19 protein-coding genes are annotated in these 17,653 nt (G+C 64.2%); 13 read left to right on the top strand and 6 right to left on the bottom strand.

Going from position 1 to position 17,653, the window contains the following annotated elements:
• Positions 1 to 621 carry an LOG family protein gene (locus ACX93L_RS13440; protein ID WP_459405291.1) on the bottom strand — a complete coding sequence of 207 codons (621 nt, stop codon included), beginning with the start codon at positions 619 to 621 and terminating at the stop codon, positions 1 to 3.
• Positions 622 to 776: 155 nt separating this feature from the next.
• Here ACX93L_RS13440 and ACX93L_RS13435 point away from each other — a divergent pair, with 155 nt between their 5' ends.
• On the top strand, positions 777 to 2,783 hold the full coding sequence (locus ACX93L_RS13435; protein ID WP_459405290.1) for a LysM peptidoglycan-binding domain-containing protein: 2,007 nt from the start codon (positions 777 to 779) through the stop codon (positions 2,781 to 2,783).
• A gap of 124 nt (positions 2,784 to 2,907) precedes the next feature.
• Positions 2,908 to 4,794: an ABCB family ABC transporter ATP-binding protein/permease gene (locus tag ACX93L_RS13430; RefSeq protein ID WP_459405289.1), complete on the top strand. Its 1,887-nt coding sequence runs from the start codon at positions 2,908 to 2,910 to the stop codon at positions 4,792 to 4,794.
• Between the two features lie 40 nt (positions 4,795 to 4,834).
• Here ACX93L_RS13430 and ACX93L_RS13425 read toward each other — a convergent pair whose 3' ends face one another.
• Positions 4,835 to 6,136, bottom strand: coding sequence for a GGDEF domain-containing protein (locus tag ACX93L_RS13425; protein ID WP_459405288.1), 1,302 nt, complete (start codon positions 6,134 to 6,136; stop codon positions 4,835 to 4,837).
• A gap of 225 nt (positions 6,137 to 6,361) precedes the next feature.
• On the opposite strand from ACX93L_RS13425, the gene ACX93L_RS13420 reads away from it, so the two are divergent.
• The 3 genes from ACX93L_RS13420 to ACX93L_RS13410 all read left to right on the top strand — a co-directional run bounded on the left by ACX93L_RS13420 (position 6,362) and on the right by ACX93L_RS13410 (position 8,253).
• Positions 6,362 to 7,060, top strand: coding sequence for a phosphatidylserine decarboxylase (locus ACX93L_RS13420; RefSeq protein WP_169589197.1), 699 nt, complete (start codon positions 6,362 to 6,364; stop codon positions 7,058 to 7,060).
• A 22-nt stretch (positions 7,061 to 7,082) separates the two neighbouring features.
• Positions 7,083 to 7,934 carry a CDP-alcohol phosphatidyltransferase family protein gene (locus tag ACX93L_RS13415; protein ID WP_459405287.1) on the top strand — a complete coding sequence of 284 codons (852 nt, stop codon included), beginning with the start codon at positions 7,083 to 7,085 and terminating at the stop codon, positions 7,932 to 7,934.
• Between the two features lie 184 nt (positions 7,935 to 8,118).
• On the top strand, positions 8,119 to 8,253 hold the full coding sequence (locus ACX93L_RS13410; protein WP_459405286.1) for a hypothetical protein: 135 nt from the start codon (positions 8,119 to 8,121) through the stop codon (positions 8,251 to 8,253).
• A gap of 7 nt (positions 8,254 to 8,260) precedes the next feature.
• On the opposite strand, the gene ACX93L_RS13405 is transcribed toward ACX93L_RS13410, so the two are convergent.
• Positions 8,261 to 9,025, bottom strand: coding sequence for an SOS response-associated peptidase (locus tag ACX93L_RS13405; RefSeq protein WP_459405285.1), 765 nt, complete (start codon positions 9,023 to 9,025; stop codon positions 8,261 to 8,263).
• Positions 9,026 to 9,190: 165 nt separating this feature from the next.
• On the opposite strand from ACX93L_RS13405, the gene ACX93L_RS13400 reads away from it, so the two are divergent.
• The 8 genes from ACX93L_RS13400 to ACX93L_RS13365 all read left to right on the top strand — a co-directional run bounded on the left by ACX93L_RS13400 (position 9,191) and on the right by ACX93L_RS13365 (position 14,332).
• Positions 9,191 to 9,610, top strand: a complete 420-nt coding sequence (locus ACX93L_RS13400) for an NUDIX hydrolase (RefSeq protein ID WP_459405284.1) — start codon at positions 9,191 to 9,193, stop codon at positions 9,608 to 9,610.
• A gap of 65 nt (positions 9,611 to 9,675) precedes the next feature.
• Positions 9,676 to 10,107, top strand: coding sequence for a TIGR02301 family protein (locus ACX93L_RS13395; protein ID WP_459405283.1), 432 nt, complete (start codon positions 9,676 to 9,678; stop codon positions 10,105 to 10,107).
• A gap of 100 nt (positions 10,108 to 10,207) precedes the next feature.
• Complete coding sequence (locus ACX93L_RS13390) at positions 10,208 to 10,465, top strand: hypothetical protein (RefSeq protein ID WP_169589206.1); 258 nt, start codon at positions 10,208 to 10,210, stop codon at positions 10,463 to 10,465.
• A gap of 20 nt (positions 10,466 to 10,485) precedes the next feature.
• The gene (locus ACX93L_RS13385; protein WP_459405282.1) at positions 10,486 to 11,259 is read left to right on the top strand and encodes a hypothetical protein; all 774 of its coding nucleotides are present in this window, start codon (positions 10,486 to 10,488) and stop codon (positions 11,257 to 11,259) included.
• A 112-nt stretch (positions 11,260 to 11,371) separates the two neighbouring features.
• On the top strand, positions 11,372 to 12,211 hold the full coding sequence (gene ygfZ / locus ACX93L_RS13380; protein WP_459405281.1) for a CAF17-like 4Fe-4S cluster assembly/insertion protein YgfZ: 840 nt from the start codon (positions 11,372 to 11,374) through the stop codon (positions 12,209 to 12,211).
• A gap of 45 nt (positions 12,212 to 12,256) precedes the next feature.
• Positions 12,257 to 12,835, top strand: a complete 579-nt coding sequence (locus ACX93L_RS13375; protein ID WP_459405387.1) for a YfbR-like 5'-deoxynucleotidase — start codon at positions 12,257 to 12,259, stop codon at positions 12,833 to 12,835.
• 4 nt (positions 12,836 to 12,839) lie between these two features.
• Entirely contained in the window at positions 12,840 to 13,373 is a 534-nt protein-coding gene (locus tag ACX93L_RS13370) for a tyrosine phosphatase family protein (protein WP_459405280.1), read from the top strand.
• Positions 13,370 to 14,332: an NUDIX hydrolase gene (locus ACX93L_RS13365; protein WP_459405279.1), complete on the top strand. Its 963-nt coding sequence runs from the start codon at positions 13,370 to 13,372 to the stop codon at positions 14,330 to 14,332. Before ACX93L_RS13370 ends, ACX93L_RS13365 begins: the two co-directional genes overlap by 4 nt.
• Before the next feature lie 102 nt (positions 14,333 to 14,434).
• Here ACX93L_RS13365 and ACX93L_RS13360 read toward each other — a convergent pair whose 3' ends face one another.
• The 3 genes from ACX93L_RS13360 to ACX93L_RS13350 all read right to left on the bottom strand — a co-directional run bounded on the left by ACX93L_RS13360 (position 14,435) and on the right by ACX93L_RS13350 (position 17,635).
• Positions 14,435 to 14,872, bottom strand: coding sequence for a hypothetical protein (locus ACX93L_RS13360; protein ID WP_459405278.1), 438 nt, complete (start codon positions 14,870 to 14,872; stop codon positions 14,435 to 14,437).
• A 243-nt stretch (positions 14,873 to 15,115) separates the two neighbouring features.
• The gene (gene nadC, locus ACX93L_RS13355) at positions 15,116 to 16,021 is read right to left on the bottom strand and encodes a carboxylating nicotinate-nucleotide diphosphorylase (protein ID WP_459405277.1); all 906 of its coding nucleotides are present in this window, start codon (positions 16,019 to 16,021) and stop codon (positions 15,116 to 15,118) included.
• Positions 16,022 to 16,042: 21 nt separating this feature from the next.
• Entirely contained in the window at positions 16,043 to 17,635 is a 1,593-nt protein-coding gene (locus ACX93L_RS13350; RefSeq protein WP_459405276.1) for an L-aspartate oxidase, read from the bottom strand.
• Between the last annotated feature and the right edge of the window lie 18 nt (positions 17,636 to 17,653).

Raw genomic sequence — 17,653 nt, 5'->3', positions numbered from 1 at the left:
TCAGAGCCTGGAAATGACCTCGTCGGCACCGTCGAGGTTGCCGGCGGCTTCAAGCCTGTCGAGGATAGCCGGCACGATGTCGTCGATCTCGGCAATTACCATCGGTTGCACCAGGTGGGCCGTGTGGATGAAACCCTGATCGCGCATGTGCTGCACGAGTTCGAGCATCGGGTCCCAGAAGCCGTTGACGTTGGCGAAAACCATCGGCTTCCCATGCCGGCCGAGCTGGGCCCAGGTCATGATCTCGACGATCTCCTCCAGCGTGCCGATACCACCCGGCAAAGTGACGAAGGCGTCGGCCCGCTCGAACATTGCGTGCTTGCGCTCGTGCATGTCCTTCGTGACGATCAGTTCGCTCAGCTGGCCGAGCGAATGGCGGGTCGCCTCCATGTCCATCAGGAACTCGGGGATGATCCCGGTTACCTGACCGCCGTTGGATAGCACGCCGCTGGCCACCGCACCCATGATACCCTTGGTGCCGCCGCCATAGACCAGACGCATGCCGTTTGCGGCGATGGAACGCCCCAGAGCACGGCCGGCAGCCATGTAGGCGGGGTCGCGTCCGGGCTGTGAGCCGCAGTAAACGCAGACGGATCGAATCGAAGATGTTTTTTCAGTCATGTCCGAAAATGACTATGGGCCGGCGGCAAGGTCAACAAATTTGACGGAATCTTGTTTGCCGCATCCCCGAATACATTGAGAACGCTTGTTAAACCGGCCAGATAGAGCTAGCAATTTTTGAAGAATATGGCGGGTTTTCCGCCCGGAGACCGACTATGATGAAAAACCGCGCCGGTTGGGTGGCCTTGATCGTGCTGGGTGTCGCCACCCTGCTCATGGTATTTTTCGTGTTGCCGCGTATTTCCGCGGACAAGAAGACAGTATCGGATGCCGTCACCACGGCTGCGGACACGGCAAAAGACGCCGCCGCCAAGGCCGAGGCTGCCGTCGAGGAGGCCAAGAAGACGGCCAGCGAAAAGATGGACCGCCTGAAGGCCGATGCCGCCACCGCGCTCTCCGGGATGAAGGCCCTGTTCGCGGACGGCAAGACGCCGGCACCCGAGGCCTTCGCGGCCGCCAAGGCCGTCGCGCAGACGGCAATCTCCGCACTTGCAGCCCTCGACATTCCGGCCGGTCTCGACGCGACTCTCAGCACCGCCATGACCAAGGCGCGTGAAGACGCCGCCAAGGCACTCTCCCTCATCCAGTCCCTGCCGGACGATCCAGCCAAGGCTGCAAGCCTGATTGCGGCCATCGAAAGCGCGTTGACCGGTGCACCGGCTCCCGCCGCCCCGGCAGCGACGGAGGCGGCTCCGGCCGAGGACCCGTCCAAGCCACGCTTCGACGTGCTGCGCGTCGAACCGGACGGCTCCACCGTCATCGCGGGCAATGCCGTCCCGGGCTCGAAGCTCGAAATCGTCGCCGGCGACAAGGTCATTTCTTCGCTCGACGTCGACCCGAGCGGCGACTTCGCCGCCGTGCTCGACCAGCCGCTCGCGCCGGGCGACCACAGCCTTCAGCTGAAGTCCACCGACAAGGACGGCAAGACCGTGATCTCGGATGAAGTGGCAACCATCTCGGTTCCCTCCGATCCCAACGGCAAGCTGCTCGCCATGGTCTCCAAGCCTGGCGAAGCGAGCCGCCTGATCACCCTGCCGGAAAGCGTCAACTCCGGGACCAAGCAGGAACGCGTGGCCGCGTCCGACGCAGCTGGCGCTGCGACGGCGCCGGAAGCGGCAGGAACGACAGCTCCGGCAGGCGAACAGCCCGCCGCGGCTCCGACCAATGCTGAAATCCAGGTGAGCGCCGTCGAAATCGAGGGCGACCGTATCTTCATCGCCGGTAAGGCGCCGGTCGGCAGCAATGTTCGCGGCTTTGCCGACGAAACGCTGGTCGGCAATGCAACGGCCGATGCCAGCGGAAACTTCGTCGTCGAGGGCAAGATCACGCTTTCGGTCGGCGCCCATATGATCCGCGCCGAACTGCTCGATGCAGCCGGCCAGGTCGTTGTCCGCGCTTCGGTGCCGTTCAACCGCCCCGAAGGCGAACAGGTTTCCGTCGTCGCCCAGAACAGCTCCACCGCATCCGGCCAGGGCGGCGCCATGGTTTCGGTCGATCAGGCGACGTTCGAAAAGCTTCGCGGTTCGCTCGGCCAAGCCTTCGCCCTGCTCAAGGGTCTCTACGCCGATGGCAAGAAGCCGGCCCTGGAAGAACTTGCCGCCGCCCGTTCGGCAACCGAAATCGGCCTGTCGTCGATCGCGGACTTCCGCCCGGCTGCAGCCACAGCACCTGCCGTCGGCGACTTCGTGACCTCGACCGCCGCCAAGGCACGCGAGGCGCTTGCCGCGCTTCAGGCCCTGCCGAAGGACATCGACGCCGTCGGCGCAGCGCTGCCGAAGATTGCCGCGCTGATCGACGCCGTGCTTTCGCCTGCCGCCCCGGCCGTTGCGCCGGATGCGGCGGCCCCCTCGGCTGCGGCCCCGGAGGCTGTCCCTGCAACCTCGACCGGCACAGCCGGCACGGAGCCGAAGACCATCGAGCAGGCGCCGCTCAAGGAAAGCGCCAGCAGCGTCATCATCCGCCGCGGCGACACGCTGTGGCAGATCTCCCGTCGCGTCTATGGCCAGGGCGTCCGCTACACGACGATCTACCTCGCCAATGCCAAGGCCATCGCCAATCCCGACAAGATCGAGCCCGGCCAGATCTTCGAAGTGCCGAGCGAAGCGCTGCCGAATGCGGAAGAGCTTCACCGCAAGCGCATGCATGGCGAAAAGCTGAACTGACGGATAACTGTAATGGGGCTAGTCCCCATTGCAATTGAAGGTTCCAGAACCTATCTGGCGATTAGCGGCGGCTCGAACAGGGCCGCCGCTTTTTATGGACCGTGAGCGAAAGTGGGGCGCATCCATGGCGGACAAAAAGAAGACAGTCTCGGCGGACGACAGCAATCCGCTCGGCACCCTCGCCAATCTGTGGCCCTACATGTGGCCAAGCGACCGGCTAGACCTCAAGATGCGCGTGGTCTGGGCGACGGTCTTCCTGGTCCTGTCGAAGTTCATCCTGATCCTGGTCCCCTATTTCTTCAAATGGGCGACGGATGCGTTGAACGGCAAGCTCGACATGGCAGGCCTGCTGCCGGCCTTCCTGCTCGGCGCCGTGGCACTGGTCATCCTCTACAATTTCACCCGCATCGCCCAGGTCGGCCTCAACCAGCTGCGTGACGCGCTCTTTGCCAGCGTCGGCCAGTATGCCGTCCGCCAGCTCGCCTACCGCACCTTCGTGCACATGCATCAGCTGTCGCTGCGCTTCCATCTGGAGCGCAAGACCGGCGGTCTTTCGCGCATCATCGAGCGCGGCACCAAGGGGATCGAGACGATCGTACGCTTCACGATCCTCAACTCCGTGCCGACGCTGATCGAATTCCTGCTGACGGCCGGCATCTTCTGGTGGAGCTACGGCTTTTCCTATCTCGCAGTCACCGCCTTTACGGTCTGGGCCTATATCTGGTTCACCATCCGCGCCAGCGACTGGCGCATCGGCATCCGCCGGGCGATGAACGACAGCGATACCGACGCAAACACCAAGGCGATCGACTCGCTCCTGAACTTCGAAACCGTCAAGTATTTCGGCAACGAGGAGATGGAAGCCCACCGCTTCGACCAGTCCATGGCACGCTACGAGAAATCGGCGACCGAGGTGTGGACCTCGCTCGGCTGGCTGAACTTCGGCCAAGGCGTGATCTTCGGCATCGGCACCGCCGTCGTCATGGTCATGTCGGCACTCGCCGTGCAGCGCGGCGAGCAGACGATCGGCGACTTCGTCTTCGTCAACGCGATGCTGATGCAGCTCTCCTTCCCGCTCAACTTCATCGGCTTCGTCTACCGCGAAATTCGCCAGGGCCTGACCGACATCGAGCAGATGTTCGAGCTGCTGGAAGTCGAGGCGGAGGTTCTCGACAAGCCGGATGCGGTCACGCTCGCAATCGGCCAGGGCGCCATCGCCTTCAAGGACGTCCATTTTTCCTACGACCCGCAGCGTCCGATCCTCAAGGGGATCTCTTTCGAGGTCCCTGCCGGCAAGACGGTTGCAGTGGTCGGTCCGTCGGGGGCCGGCAAGTCGACGATTTCGCGTCTTCTCTACCGTTTCTACGACATCCAGCAGGGTTCGATCACGATCGACGGTCAAGATGTCCGCGACGTGACGCAGAAGAGCTTGCGCTCGGCGATCGGCATGGTGCCGCAGGACACGGTCCTGTTCAACGATACCATTGCCTACAACATCCGTTATGGCCGCCCCGCCGCGAGTGATGCCGAGATCGAACAGGCGGCCGAGGTGGCGCAGATCGGTCGCTTTATCAGCGAGCTGCCCGACGGGTTCCAGACCAAGGTGGGCGAACGGGGGCTCAAGCTCTCCGGCGGTGAAAAGCAGCGCGTGGCGATTGCCCGCACCGTGCTCAAGGCACCGCCGATCCTCATTCTCGACGAGGCGACTTCCGCGCTCGATACGACCACGGAACAGGAAATCCAGGCAGCGCTCGACATCGTGTCGAAGAACCGCACAACGCTGGTCATCGCGCACCGCCTCTCGACCGTGGTCGGCGCCGACGAGATCATCGTTCTCAAGGGCGGGGAGATCAGCGAGCGCGGCACGCATTCCGAACTGCTGGCCAAGGGCGGGCTCTACGCCTCGATGTGGAACCGCCAGCGCGAGGCGACGCAGGCAGAGGAACATCTGCGACAGGTCCGCGAAAGCGACGAACTGGGCGTTGTCGTGCGAAAGGCTCCCGCCACCTGACGAAGGCGGCCGACGACGACATGCGCGGCACGCCGCGCGTTCAGTCGGCGATGCAGACGCGGTTCCGGCCGCTGTCCTTGGCAACGTAGAGCGCGTAGTCGGCGCGCTTCAGGGCATCGTCGAGGTTTTCGGTTCGCGGATCGAAGTCGGCGAGACCGATGCTGATCGTGCCGGCAACGTCGGAGAGCGCAGCCTGGCTGCAATTGCGCTGAACGGCGATGCGCATCCGGTCGACGACGGGTGCCACTTCGACGGCGGTGACATAGGGGAAGAAGGCGTAGAACTCCTCCCCGCCGGCGCGGGCGACAACATTGGCGTCGCCGATCGTCTCCTCCAGCACAGCGGAAATCATGCGCAGGGTGTTATCCCCCTCGGCATGGCCGAGCCGGTCGTTGATCAGCTTGAACTGGTCGACGTCGATGACGGCGACGGAAACGGGCCGCCCAAAGGCCGCTGCCTCGGCGGTCATCGCCTGGGCGAGTTCGAAGAACTTGCGCCGGTTGTAGGCGTTGGTCAGCGGATCGCGTTCGGCGGCTTCGATCAACTGCGCCTCAAGCATCTTGCGTTCGGTAATGTCGAGGATAGCCCCTGCAATCCCGCGTACACTCCCGTCGCCACCCTGCATGGCCGCCTTGTGGAAGACGACGTGCCGGCGCCGGCCGCCGGAATGATGCACTTCGCTTTCGTAAACCTGGGTTCCGCCCCGGACCAGAAGGTCGTCGTCTGCCGCCTGGTAACGGGCCGCGAGCGACTGCGGCGCGACCTCGAAGACGGATCGTCCGACGACGCCGTCGACCGGTCGGCCGATGAAGGCGGCGAACGCCGTGTTGCAGCCGACATAAACACCATCGGCATTCTTGAAGAAGATCGGTGTCGGCAGGTTGTCGATGCAGGCTTGCAGGTAATCGCGTTCGAGCGACAGATACGTGCGGTCGGCCACGGCCGCCCGCGCCCGGTTCAGCGCTCGACGAGCACGCGCCACGCAGGTGGTTACCGCGTCGGACGATGAGACGTCGACCACGTCATCGGCGCCAAACTCGACGACACGCTCGATCCAGGCGGCACTCAGGCGGGACGTGACGATGACCAGATAAACATGCTCGCCAAGCGCCTGGCGCAGTTCACGGACGGTGTTGCCCAGACGATCGGCGGAAACGGGGACGAAACAGACGGCGGGGCGCTTGAAGGCAAGACCGGTGAAATTGACGTGCACACCTGCTTCGGCCAACAGAGACGGGATCGGCTGGGCTTCCCCACCGATCCAGAAGACGTCGTCGTCTTCCCGCACAAGCCTGGGCTTCAGCGCACTCGTTTCGACACCGGACAAAGCTTGATCCATCATGATGGGCGCTGGAGATCATCTCCCGACCCGAGCCCTGCAAAATCGTACCCGGCATTTTTAGGATCAAAGTATTGACGGAAAGTGGACACCGACACAGGTTGACAAGAATATCCCGGGCGGGCGCGTTTTGCCGCGCCTTTCGGCTTTCCGTGTCGCAAGCATTGCCCCCGGCGCGCTTTCGGAGTAGTCACCCACGTCGATCCCTAGCAACGAAACGAGGTTTTCATGGATTTGTTCGAAAGCATCCGTAAGGCTATCGTGCCGGTGCACAAGGAAGGTTATCCCTTCGTCGCCGCCTTCTTCGTGGCGTCGATCATTCTCGGCTGGATCTTCGAGCCGCTGTTCTGGATCGGCATGATCCTGACGCTCTGGTGCGCCTATTTCTTCCGCGATCCGGAACGTGTGACGCCGCAGGACGACGACCTCATCGTCAGCCCGGCCGACGGGCGGGTCTCCGCCATCCAGATGGCCGTGCCGCCGGAAGAACTGCATCTCGGCTCCGAGCCGATGCTGCGTATCTCGATCTTCATGAACGTCTTCAACTGCCATGTGAACCGTTCGCCGGTCCGCGGCCGCATCACCAACATCGTCTATCGCGAAGGACGCTTCCTCAACGCCGAGCTCGACAAGGCCAGCCAGGAAAACGAACGCAACGGCCTCGTCATCGAGACGACACATGGTGAAATCGGCGTGGTCCAGATCGCCGGCCTCGTCGCCCGCCGCATCGTCTGCTGGGCCAATCCCAGCGATCCGCTGGCCGCTGGCGAACGCTTCGGCCTGATCCGCTTCGGCTCGCGCCTCGACGTCTTCCTGCCCGTCGGCGCCGAACCGCGCGTCGCGCTCGGCCAGACGGCCATTGCCGGTGAGACGGTCATCGCCGAGTTCGGCTCCTCGAAGGGGCCGGTGGTCAGCCGCCGCAGCTGAACGCAGCACAGGAAGAACAATCATGCTGAGGCCGAAGCCGCAGAACGGTGAAACCGACGAGAACGACAAGGGGCGCGGACCGCGCCTGCGCGAAATACCGCTCCGTCTGGTCGTTCCGAACCTCATCACGGTGCTCGCGATCTGCGCCGGCCTGACCGGCGTGCGGCTGGCCTTCGAAAACCGCTACGAGCTTGCCGTCGGCATGGTGCTGGCGGCGGCCTTTCTCGACGGCATCGACGGGCGGATCGCCCGCATGATGAAGGCGACATCGAAGTTCGGCGCGCAGATGGATTCGCTCGCCGACATCGTCAATTTCGGCGTCGCCCCTGCCCTCGTGCTTTACGTCTTCATTCTCGACCAGGCCCGCTCCTTCGGATGGATCGCCGCCCTGATCTATGCGATTGCGGCCGGCCTTCGCCTGGCACGCTTCAACGTCATGGAAGACCGCGAGACCAAGGTTCCGTGGCAGTCCGAATACTTCGTCGGCGTGCCGGCGCCGGCCGGCGCCATGCTCGTGCTCCTGCCCGTCTATCTCGGCTTCCTCGGCGTTCCGCCGAGCGCGCCCGTCGCCTATGCCGGCGCCACCTACACGGTGCTGATCGCCTATCTGCTCGTCAGCCGCCTGCCGGTCTGGTCCGGCAAGTCCGGAAAGAGCCGCATCCGCCGCGACCTCGTCCTGCCGATGATTCTCGGCGTGGTGCTCTATGTCGCACTGCTGATGAGCTTCACCTGGGAGGTGCTGTCGCTGACGGTGCTTGCCTATCTCCTGTCGCTGCCCTTCGGCGCCCGCTCCTGGCACCGTCGCTACGGCACGCTGACGATCGGCGAAGAAAGTGCGGAAAGCGGGCTTTCTGAGATCGATCGGGGCCTCTGAGCTCCCAAAAGCCGAGAACCACGGCCGATTCGAAGTGAAATCGGCCAAGATTCGCAAATCTTGGTCGATTCTCTTCAAATTTGATTTGCGTCATGGCGAGCGTCACGCTTTTGTCATGTTCTGCTCAGACAGAGCAAAAAAAACAAATCACAAGAAACGACCGGAAACACTTCAGGAGCATGACATGACCACCAAGGCCCCCGCCGAGGCGAAGCCGAAGACCGAGACGCTGACGGCGAATTACCGTCCGCTTGGCCTCAAGGCCGTAATCGCCGCAGCATTGATGCTGAAGCGAAAGCCCGCAGCCAAGGTCGCCTGAGCGACCTTCAGAAGAGGCTCATCTGGCCGTTGCCGGACGCCTTCTTTTCCGGCCTGGCAATCTCCAGGCTCTCCCCGACCGGGGCCTGAACCTCCGGTCCGGTATTCGCGACCTTGTTGACGAGGTCGGACACGGGCACGGCCTCGAAGAAATCCTCCTCGGCCGGGACCAGAAGATCCTCGACATGACGCGGCTCGCCTGACTTGCAGTCCAGCCAACGTTCGAAATCCTCGGGCTTTATCACCACCGGCATGCGGTCGTGGATGCGGCCGATCGTGCGATTGGCCCCGACCGTCAGGATCGCGCCGGTATCCACCTCCGAGCCGTCTGCCGACGACCAGGTTTCCATCAGGCCGGCAAAGGCGACAATCCTGCCGTGGCGCGGTTTGATCCAGTAGGCTTGTGGCTTTTCACCGCTTTCCTTGGGCGGCCGATGCCATTCATAAAAGCCTGACGCCGGCACCAGCACGCGGCGATGACGCATGGCTGCCCGAAAAGAAGCCTTGCCGATCGCCGTTTCCGACCGGGCGTTGATCAGCAGCGGAAAATCCTTGGGATCCTTGACCCAGCCGGGCATCAGCCCCCAGCGCACCAGGAGCGCCTTCCTCTGCGGCAGGTTGCTCCCCGGATCCTGCCGATCGGAAGCAATCACGACGAGGATGGGCTGGGTCGGGGCAATGTTGTAGCGCGCCGGAAAGCCCTCGAGATCCAGAAGATTGAGGAATTCCTGCACCTCTTCAGGTGTCGCCGTCAGTGAGAAGCGTCCGCACATGGCCAATCCATGGCACCAGCGGCCGGACGGGTCAAGGTGGGGGCAAAGGGGACGAACAAACCTTGCGACGCCTTGCAAAACTGGCGATAGTCGAACCTCAGACGGTGCTTCGCGCGCCGCCTCTCCCCAGCATTCCCAAACCCATCGACAGGAGACCGGTCACCGATGCAGCCCCGCCCACGCCTCGCCTCCTCGGCGATCGTCGAACGCGAAGGACGCTTTCTGTTGGTGAGACGCCGCAATCCGCCGGCCGCCGATCTCTATGCCTTTCCGGGCGGGCGCGCCGAGCCCGGCGAAACGCCGGAGGAGACTGCGATCCGCGAGCTTTTCGAAGAAACCGGACTTTTGGGACGCGAGCCACGCCTGTTCGAAACCGTCGAACTCCTGCCCGAGGACGGGCGGCCGGAAAGTCACTTCCTGCTCTCCGTGTTCCGGGTCGAGACAGCACCCGAGACCGAGGCCGTCGCCGATGACGACGCGCTGGAGGCCGGCTGGTACCTGCCGGAGGAGATCGCCCTCCTGCCGGTGCCGGAGAGCGTTCGGGCATGCGTCGAAAGGCTGGTCAGCATCGGCGAAGCGGGCTAATGATCGGTAGGTGCTTCGGCATCCATGGCGACACGGGCAGCGGCAACAGGGCAGACGGGATGCGCATGACCAGACTTTCCGGCAGGGTTCTCCTCGCCGTCGCATGGCTTGTCTTGTCCCTCGCCCCCTCGGCCAGCGTTGCCCAGGAGGTGCAGGACGTCCCGCCGGTCGCGACAGAGCCGACGGAAAAACCGGCTCCCTACGACGCCAAGCTCGCCCGCCTTTCCGAAGTGATGGGCGCGGTCCACTACCTGCGCAATCTGTGCAACAAGGACGGCGAGCCGGAATGGCGCCAGGCCATGCAGCAGCTGATCGACGCGGAAACCGGCACCGAGCCGAAGCGCAAGGCGCAGATGATCTCCGCCTACAATCGCGGCTACCGTTCCTTTGCCTCCGTTTACACGACCTGCACGGCCTCCGCGGTCGCAGCCGAGCAGCTTTACCGTAACGAAGGGGCAACACTGGCTGTCGAAATTGCCGCCCGCTTTGGAAATTAACGAATAATTCACCTGTTTTAGTCTGAGGCCGTGTCGTTTTGGCAAAAGGCTGATAATGTTGTTAACAGGTGAGTAAGGACTTACGCTCTGAGGAATGACGATGGAACCGCGCCGCAACGAGATCGACGAGATGATCGTACACGAGAAGACGCAGGCTGCGCTGGAGTACCAGAACGAAGCCTGGGCCGACGGCATCGCGGACGGGATTGAGCCGGAGATCATCGCGGATGCAGCCTTCGCGCTGGCGATGCGGGAAACGATCCGGATTCATGGCGAAGACGGTGCAGAGGCCATCCTCGAATCGCTACGCAGCCGCATGCTGGCCGGCGAGTTTTCTCCCGAGCGGCGTTTCCAGTAACGAGATCCAGAGGCAGGACAATGCTGAGCAGGCCGGCGCCCTTGTGGCATCACAGCCTCGTGGGCCTTTCAGCCGTCGCAACGATAGTCACGTCGTTGGCTGGCAGCCCGCGGGCCGCCTGGGCGCTCTCCGACATTCCACAGATCCCCGGACAGCAGCAGACGGAAGAGCCTGACAGTTCGACGGCACCGGAACCGACCGAGGACGAGAAGCCGGACGATGATGCCGCAGATCCCGGTCTCACCGGCATTCCGGATCCCGATCCTCTGATCAACAAGCCGGGCGAAGATCAGACCGATGCCGACTCCGCCGAGCCGCAGAAGCCGCCACCGGAGGTGATCTACGACATATCGAAGGCGCCCGAGCCGGTGCGCCGCATGCGTGAACTGATGATCGAGGCGGCCGCCTCCGGCGACATCGAGCGCCTCCGCGCCTTGATGAACCCCGGCCCGAACCAGACCCAGATCCAGCTCGGCACAGACGAGAACGACCCGGTCGCCAAGCTCAAGTCGTTGTCCGGCGACCCGGACGGCGTCGAGATCCTCGCCATCCTGATCGACATCCTGTCGACCGGTTTCGTGCACGTCGACGCCGGGACGCGGGACGAGGCTTATGTCTGGCCCTACTTCGCCGAGAAGCCGCTGTCGCTTCTCACTCCGCCGGAAAAGGTCGAACTGCTGCGCATCGTCACCGCCGGCGACGTCGCGGAGATGGAGGAACTTGGCAACTACAACTTCTTCCGTCTCGGCATTTCGCCGGACGGGCAATGGAAGTTCTTTGCCGCCGGCGACTGAGCCGCGACAGCCTCCGTTCGGTAAATCAGTTGCGGTCAACCGATCGAATCGATTCCCTTTTGCGGCGCGATGTTCTAACTCTCGGACAACGACCAACCGGATGGGAGCGACAATGCCCTCTGCCCTCTTGCCCGACCGCGCGCTGATCCAGGTTTCCGGCGGCGATGCCGAGCATTTCCTGCACAATCTCGTGACCACCGACATTGCCGGCCTGCCACAGGGCGAGGCGTGGCCCGGCGCGTTGCTGACACCACAGGGCAAGATCCTCTTCGACTTCCTGATTTCGCGCGATGGCGAAGGCTTCCTGATCGATACGGCCCACGAGCAGGGCGAGGCACTGATCAAGAGGCTCAGCATGTACAAGCTGCGGGCAGCGGTCGTCATCGCGGCGCGCGAAGAGCACGGCGTTTCGGTGAGTTGGGGCGAGGATATCGACGAGGAAGGCTTCGTGGATCATCGCTTCGCCGTCGCCGGGATCCGCGTGACCCGTCGTCCGGGCGGAGCCGCGCCTGCCAACCTCAAAGGCTATGATGCGCTGCGCGTCCTTGCCGGCATTGCGGAATCCGGGCGGGACTTCGCGCTCCAGGACGCTTTCCCGCATGACGTCCTCTTCGACCTGATGGGCGGCGTATCCTTCAAGAAGGGGTGCTATGTCGGCCAGGAGGTCGTGTCCCGGATGCAGCACCGGGGAACGGCGCGTCGTCGTATCGTGCTGGTGAGTGCAGATACAACGCTGCCCTCCCCCGGCACCGAGCTTACGGCCGGGGGAAAACCTGTCGGCACGCTCGGGACCGTTGCCGGCGCGCGGGCCCTCGCCATCCTGCGGATTGACCGGGTCGGAGAGGCGCTCGCCAGCGGCACGCCGATCCTCGCCGGCGAAACCGTGGTCATTGTCACCCTTCCGGCATGGTCGGGGCTTGCCTTTCCCGCCACGTCCACCGAGGAGGGCTGAAGCGTGAGCGAGGCGGCGATCCCTTCGGCCCGGGCCTGGCAGCGCATGCTGTCCGGCCGCCGGCTCGACCTGCTCGATCCCTCGCCGCTCGACGTCGAGATCTCGGATATCGCCCATGGCCTTGCCCGCGTCGCGCGCTGGAACGGCCAGACCTTCGGCGACCACGCCTTTTCCGTCGCCCAGCACAGCATCATCGTCGAGGCGATTTTCCGACGCCACAATCCGAAGGCCACGCCCGACGAGTTGCAGATGGCGCTGCTGCATGACGGCCCCGAATATGTGATCGGCGACATGATCTCGCCCTTCAAGGCGGTGGTCGGCGGTGGATACAAACTGGTGGAACGGCGGCTCGAAGCGGCGATCCACCTGCGCTTCGGCCTGCCGGCACACCCGACGCGGACGCTCAAAGACCAGATCAAGAAGGCAGACAAGGTTTCGGCGTATTTCGAGGCGATCGAACTTGCCGGCTTTTCCGAGGCCGAGGCCCGCAAGTTCTTCGGCCAGCCGCGCGGGATCACGCGAGACGTGCTGCCGATCGAGCCGCTGCCGGCTTTCCAGGCACAGGCCCTGTTCATGGAGCGTTTCGAAGCGATCGAGCGCCTGCGCGGCAGTGGGAAAAGGTGACGCCATGAGCCTGATCGTCGTTTCCCCGCTCTCGCGCATCGCCGAACTCGCCGTCCGCCACAAGGCGCGGGAGATGATCAGCCTGATTGCCGAAAAGCAGGATTTTCATCGTCCCGCGGTGATTTCGGCCGGGCGCCATCTCAAGCTCGGCGTCAACGACATCACCTTTGCCGGCACCGGAGACCTGATCGCGCCACAGGAGCGCCACGTCCTGGAAATCATCGATTTTGCCCGCAGCTGGGATCGTTCGGCCCCCTTGCTGATCCATTGCTGGATGGGCGTCTCACGGTCGCCGGCAGCGGCACTGATTGCCAGTCTTGCCGTCGCTCCCGATGATGACGACGAGGCACTGGCGCAGAGGCTCCGCGCCGCCTCGCCCTATGCGACGCCCAATTCCCGCCTCGTCGAGATCGGCGACAGCCTGTTGTCTCGCGGCGGTCGCCTCGTCGCGGCGGTGAAAGGGATCGGGCGGGGCGCGGATGCCGACGGCAACGCGCCCTTCACGCTTTGCCTACCCGAGGCGGGCGGCACGCCATGAGCACGTCGGTCGAAATCGGCCTCAATGCCGCGATCGTTTCCGTCACCGGCGGCAATCCGCGCATCCTGGTGGTCGACGACCCGGCAAGCCGGCTGGACGGTCTGCCCTTCGGCCCCTTCGATCCGGTTCGCCACCGCACCATGGAAATGTCGCTGCGCACCACGGTCACGGCCCGCACGGCGCTGCACATGGGCTATATCGAGCAGCTCTACACCTTCGGCGACCGGGGCCGCTACAAGATGGCGGGAGACGTGGGTCCCCATGTCGTTTCGGTCGGCTATCTGGCGCTGACCCGGATGGACGCTGCCGGCGAGGCAAGCCTCGACGCAGCCGGGGTGCACTGGCGTGACTGGTACAGCTACCTGCCGTGGGAGGACTGGCGCCATGGTCGTCCGCCGGTGATCGACCAGGTGATCCTTCCGGCGCTTGCCGAATGGGCCGAGGAAAACCCGGCCGAGGACAAGGTCGAGATGCGCCCGTCGAGGCGGTCGCGGCTGAAGCTCGCCTTCGGCCTCGACGATTTTCCCTTCGACGAGGAGCGCGTACTCGAACGCTACGAACTGCTCTACGAGGCGGGATTGGTGGAGGAAGCGGTTCTCGACGGACGAGCGGCCCGCCGGCGGGTTTCGGTGCCGCTCGGGATCGCCATGCGCTTCGATCACCGGCGCATCGCGGCGACCGCGCTTGCCCGACTGCGCGGCAAGATCAAATATCGGCCGGTGGTCTTCGAACTGATGGCCGAGGAATTCACCCTCACCGAATTGCAGACCACGGTCGAGGCGATTTCCGGCCGTCACTTGCACAAGCAGAACTTCCGCCGGCTCGTCGAGGGTGCAGAACTGGTGGAGCCCACCGGGGGAACGCTTGCGACCGGTGGCCGGCCGGCGGCGCTCTTCCATTTCCGCCGCCAGATTCTCGAGGAGCGCCCGGCGCCCGGGCTGAAGGTCGGCGGTCGCTGAATCGAGTGGTTGGCCGGTTCTATCGCCACGGCGCGCGAGAAAGGGGCGCAGAGGACGGGCGGGACGCCTTTGCCGACCAGCCCCTTCGCGGACGGCACCAGATCAGAGCGTGATGTCGGCCTTCTCGACAACCTCGGCGTCGCCGGTTTCGGCAGTTCCATAGGCGGAATAGGCGGCAATCACCTGACTCATTTCGTCAAGCACGTCGAAAATGCTGACAGTGTCGTCGTCGCCGTAACTGTCTGCGGCAACGCGGTCGACGGGCCCGACCTCATCGTCGTGAGGCCGGTCTTCGGACTGGGTTTCGTCTCCGGCATGGGCAAGCAGCATGGCGATCATGTCGCCGGTGATCTGGCCGGAAACGCCGCTTGCAGCGTTTTCGTTCTCGACGGTCGGGTCCTGCGTGCGCTTGCGCGCTGCCGACTGTTCGGCAGCCGCCCGCTCCTCGGCGGAGACAATACCGTCCCCGTTGGTGTCCAACCCGGCAAGCGAAGTCGAATACAAAGCGTTGCCGCTGAGCGACGAAGATACACTGGTCATACAAACCTCCGCAAATATCGGCTCAAATGTCTGTATCCGCAGTACGCAATACCAAGAACAACGGGCATCTCCGGGCTAGGAGATTCTCGAAAACCGGTCAAAACCAATAATTATCTATGATAAGTATTTTGCGTATCTTCTAAAATATTTCAATACCTTGAAAGACACAGGAATTCCGTCACCCGTTGTGACGGACGACACGCAGATCGGCAGTTACATCCGATACGAAATAGCTAACTTTCGTCAGTCGATATCCACATCCAGGCCGATATCGAGCGTCGGTGCGGCCATGGTGATCTTCGACGTGGAGATGAAATCAACGCCGGTCTCGGCGATTGCCCGCACCGTCTGAAGATTGACGTTGCCGGATGCCTCGAGCACGACACGGCCCGCAGTGGCGACATAATCCGCCTCCGAAAGCCCGTGATGGGCACGGTTGATGCCGACCGCTTCGGCCAGCAGCTCCGGCCCCATGTTGTCGAGCAGGATGGCATCGGGACGCGCGGCGAGCGCCGCGCGCATCTGGTCCAGATTGTCGACTTCCACCTCGATCTTCACCAGATGGCCGGCATAGGCACGGGCAGCGCTGATCGCTGCCGCCACGCCGCCCGCAACGGCGATGTGATTGTCCTTGATGAGGACCGCATCGTCGAGCCCGAAACGATGGTTCGAGCCGCCGCCGAGGCGCACCGCGAACTTTTCGACGGCCCGGAGGCCCGGCAAGGTCTTGCGCGTGCAGGTGACGCGGGCACGGGTATGGGCGATCTCGGCGGCGAAGCGGGCCGTGTAGGTCGCGACGCCGGAGAGATGCATCAGGTAATTGAGCGCCACGCGTTCGGCAGAGAGGATGGAACGGGCCGGCCCTTCCACGCGGATGAGCGCGTCGCCAGCTCTCACCAGGTCACCATCGCCGACCCCGGCATCGAAGACGACCGAAGGATCGACCAGGCGAAAGGCGGCGCGCGCCAGCTCGACGCCGACGATCACGCCGTCCTCGCGGCTGTTCAGCGCAGCGCGCGCCCGCTTTTCGGGCCCGATCGTCGCATAGGTGGTGATGTCGCCGGCCCGCCCTAGATCCTCGAGAAGGGCCGCCCTCACCTGTTCTTCGGCCATCAGCGGAAGCAGAACGGGACGGAATGGTTCGGTCATCGGTGGTTCCTCCGTCTCGGGTCAGCCGGCGATCTCGGCCGCAATGCGATCGGCATCCTTGAGCGTCATAAAGGTGCGGTGGCGGAACGCCTCCACCGGCTCCGGACAATCGGAACGGTAGTGGCCACCGCGGCTTTCCTCGCGCAGCAACGCCGCGGTGGCGATCAGCTTCGCGGTTGCCGCCATGTTGGAGAGGCGAACCCGCTTCGTGCCGCGCTCGAGCTTGACGATATGGCGGATCAGCCCCTTCAGTCCATCGGCATCGCGGATGACGCCGGCATGGGCCGACATCTCGCGGCGGAGCCGGGTCAGGTCGGGGCTGTCTTCCAGTGTGACGAGGTCATCGTTCTCGCCGGCATTCTTCGGCCATTCGTAGAGCGTGGACTCGGGCAGCATGCCCTTGATGCTCTCGGCAATGCGCGCGGCGAAGACGACCGCCTCGAGCAGCGAGTTGGAGGCGAGACGGTTGGCGCCGTGGACGCCCGTCGAGGTTACCTCGCCGGCTGCCCAGAGACCGTCGATCGACGTCTTGCCGTCCGCATCCACCAGCACGCCCCCCATGTGATAGTGCACGGCCGGGACGACCGGGATCGGGTCGTGGACCGGGTCGATGCCGGCCGCCTTGCAGGACGCGTAGACGGTCGGGAACAGGTCGGGGAAATGGGCGCCGACCGCCCGGGTGCAATCGAGGAAGGCGCCGCGGCCCGCCTTCACCTCGGCAAAGACTCCACGGGCGACGATATCGCGGGGGGCAAGCTCGGCATCGGGATGCAGGTCGGTCATGAAACGGTGGCCGGCCCGATTGACGAGGATCGCGCCGTCGCCACGCAGGGCCTCGGTCGCAAGCGGTGCCGGATCGTGGCCGATATCGATCGCTGTCGGGTGAAACTGGACGAATTCGGGATCAGCGATCACCGCGCCTGCCTTGGCGGCCATGCCGACCCCGGCGCCGCGCGCCTCGGCCGGATTGGTGGTGACCTGGTAGAGATGCCCGATACCGCCGGAGCAGAGAACCACTGCCCGGGCCGGGAAGGCGACGCGGGTCTTCGACAGGCCGGCATCCGGCCGGGCGACGACGCCGGAGATGAACTTGCCTTCGGTCACCAGTTCTTCGACGACATAACCTTCCATGATGCGGATCGACGGCGTCTTGCGCACGGTCGCGATCAAGGCTTCCATGATCGCACGGCCGGCCTGGTCTCCCTTGACGCGCACGATGCGGCGCTCGGAATGGGCGGCTTCGCGCGACAGCAGGAGATGGCCTTCGAGGTCGCGGTCGAAGGGCACGCCATAGGCGAGCAGGTCACGGATGCGATCCGGGCCCTCGGAAATCATCAGCCGAGCCATCTTCTCGTCGACGATGCCCGCACCGGCAGCGAGCGTGTCGGCCAGATGCTTGTCGAAGGTATCGCCCGGGCTCATCGCGGCGGCAATGCCGCCCTGCGCCCAGGCCGAGGACGCGCCATGGCCGATCGGTGCCGCGGCAAGCACGGTCACAGGACGGGGGCTCAGCTTCAGGGCGCAAAAAAGGCCCGCCAGGCCTCCCCCGATGATGACGATGTCATCGATGCCCTGCCAGGACTGGGGGCGCATGGATTCGGTATTCGTGGCCATTCGGGCATTCTCCGCCAG

This window comes from Rhizobium sp. CAU 1783 (assembly GCF_054551725.1).
Note: the sequence above shows the minus strand (reverse complement) of the source record. Positions and strands in the feature narration are given on the sequence as shown.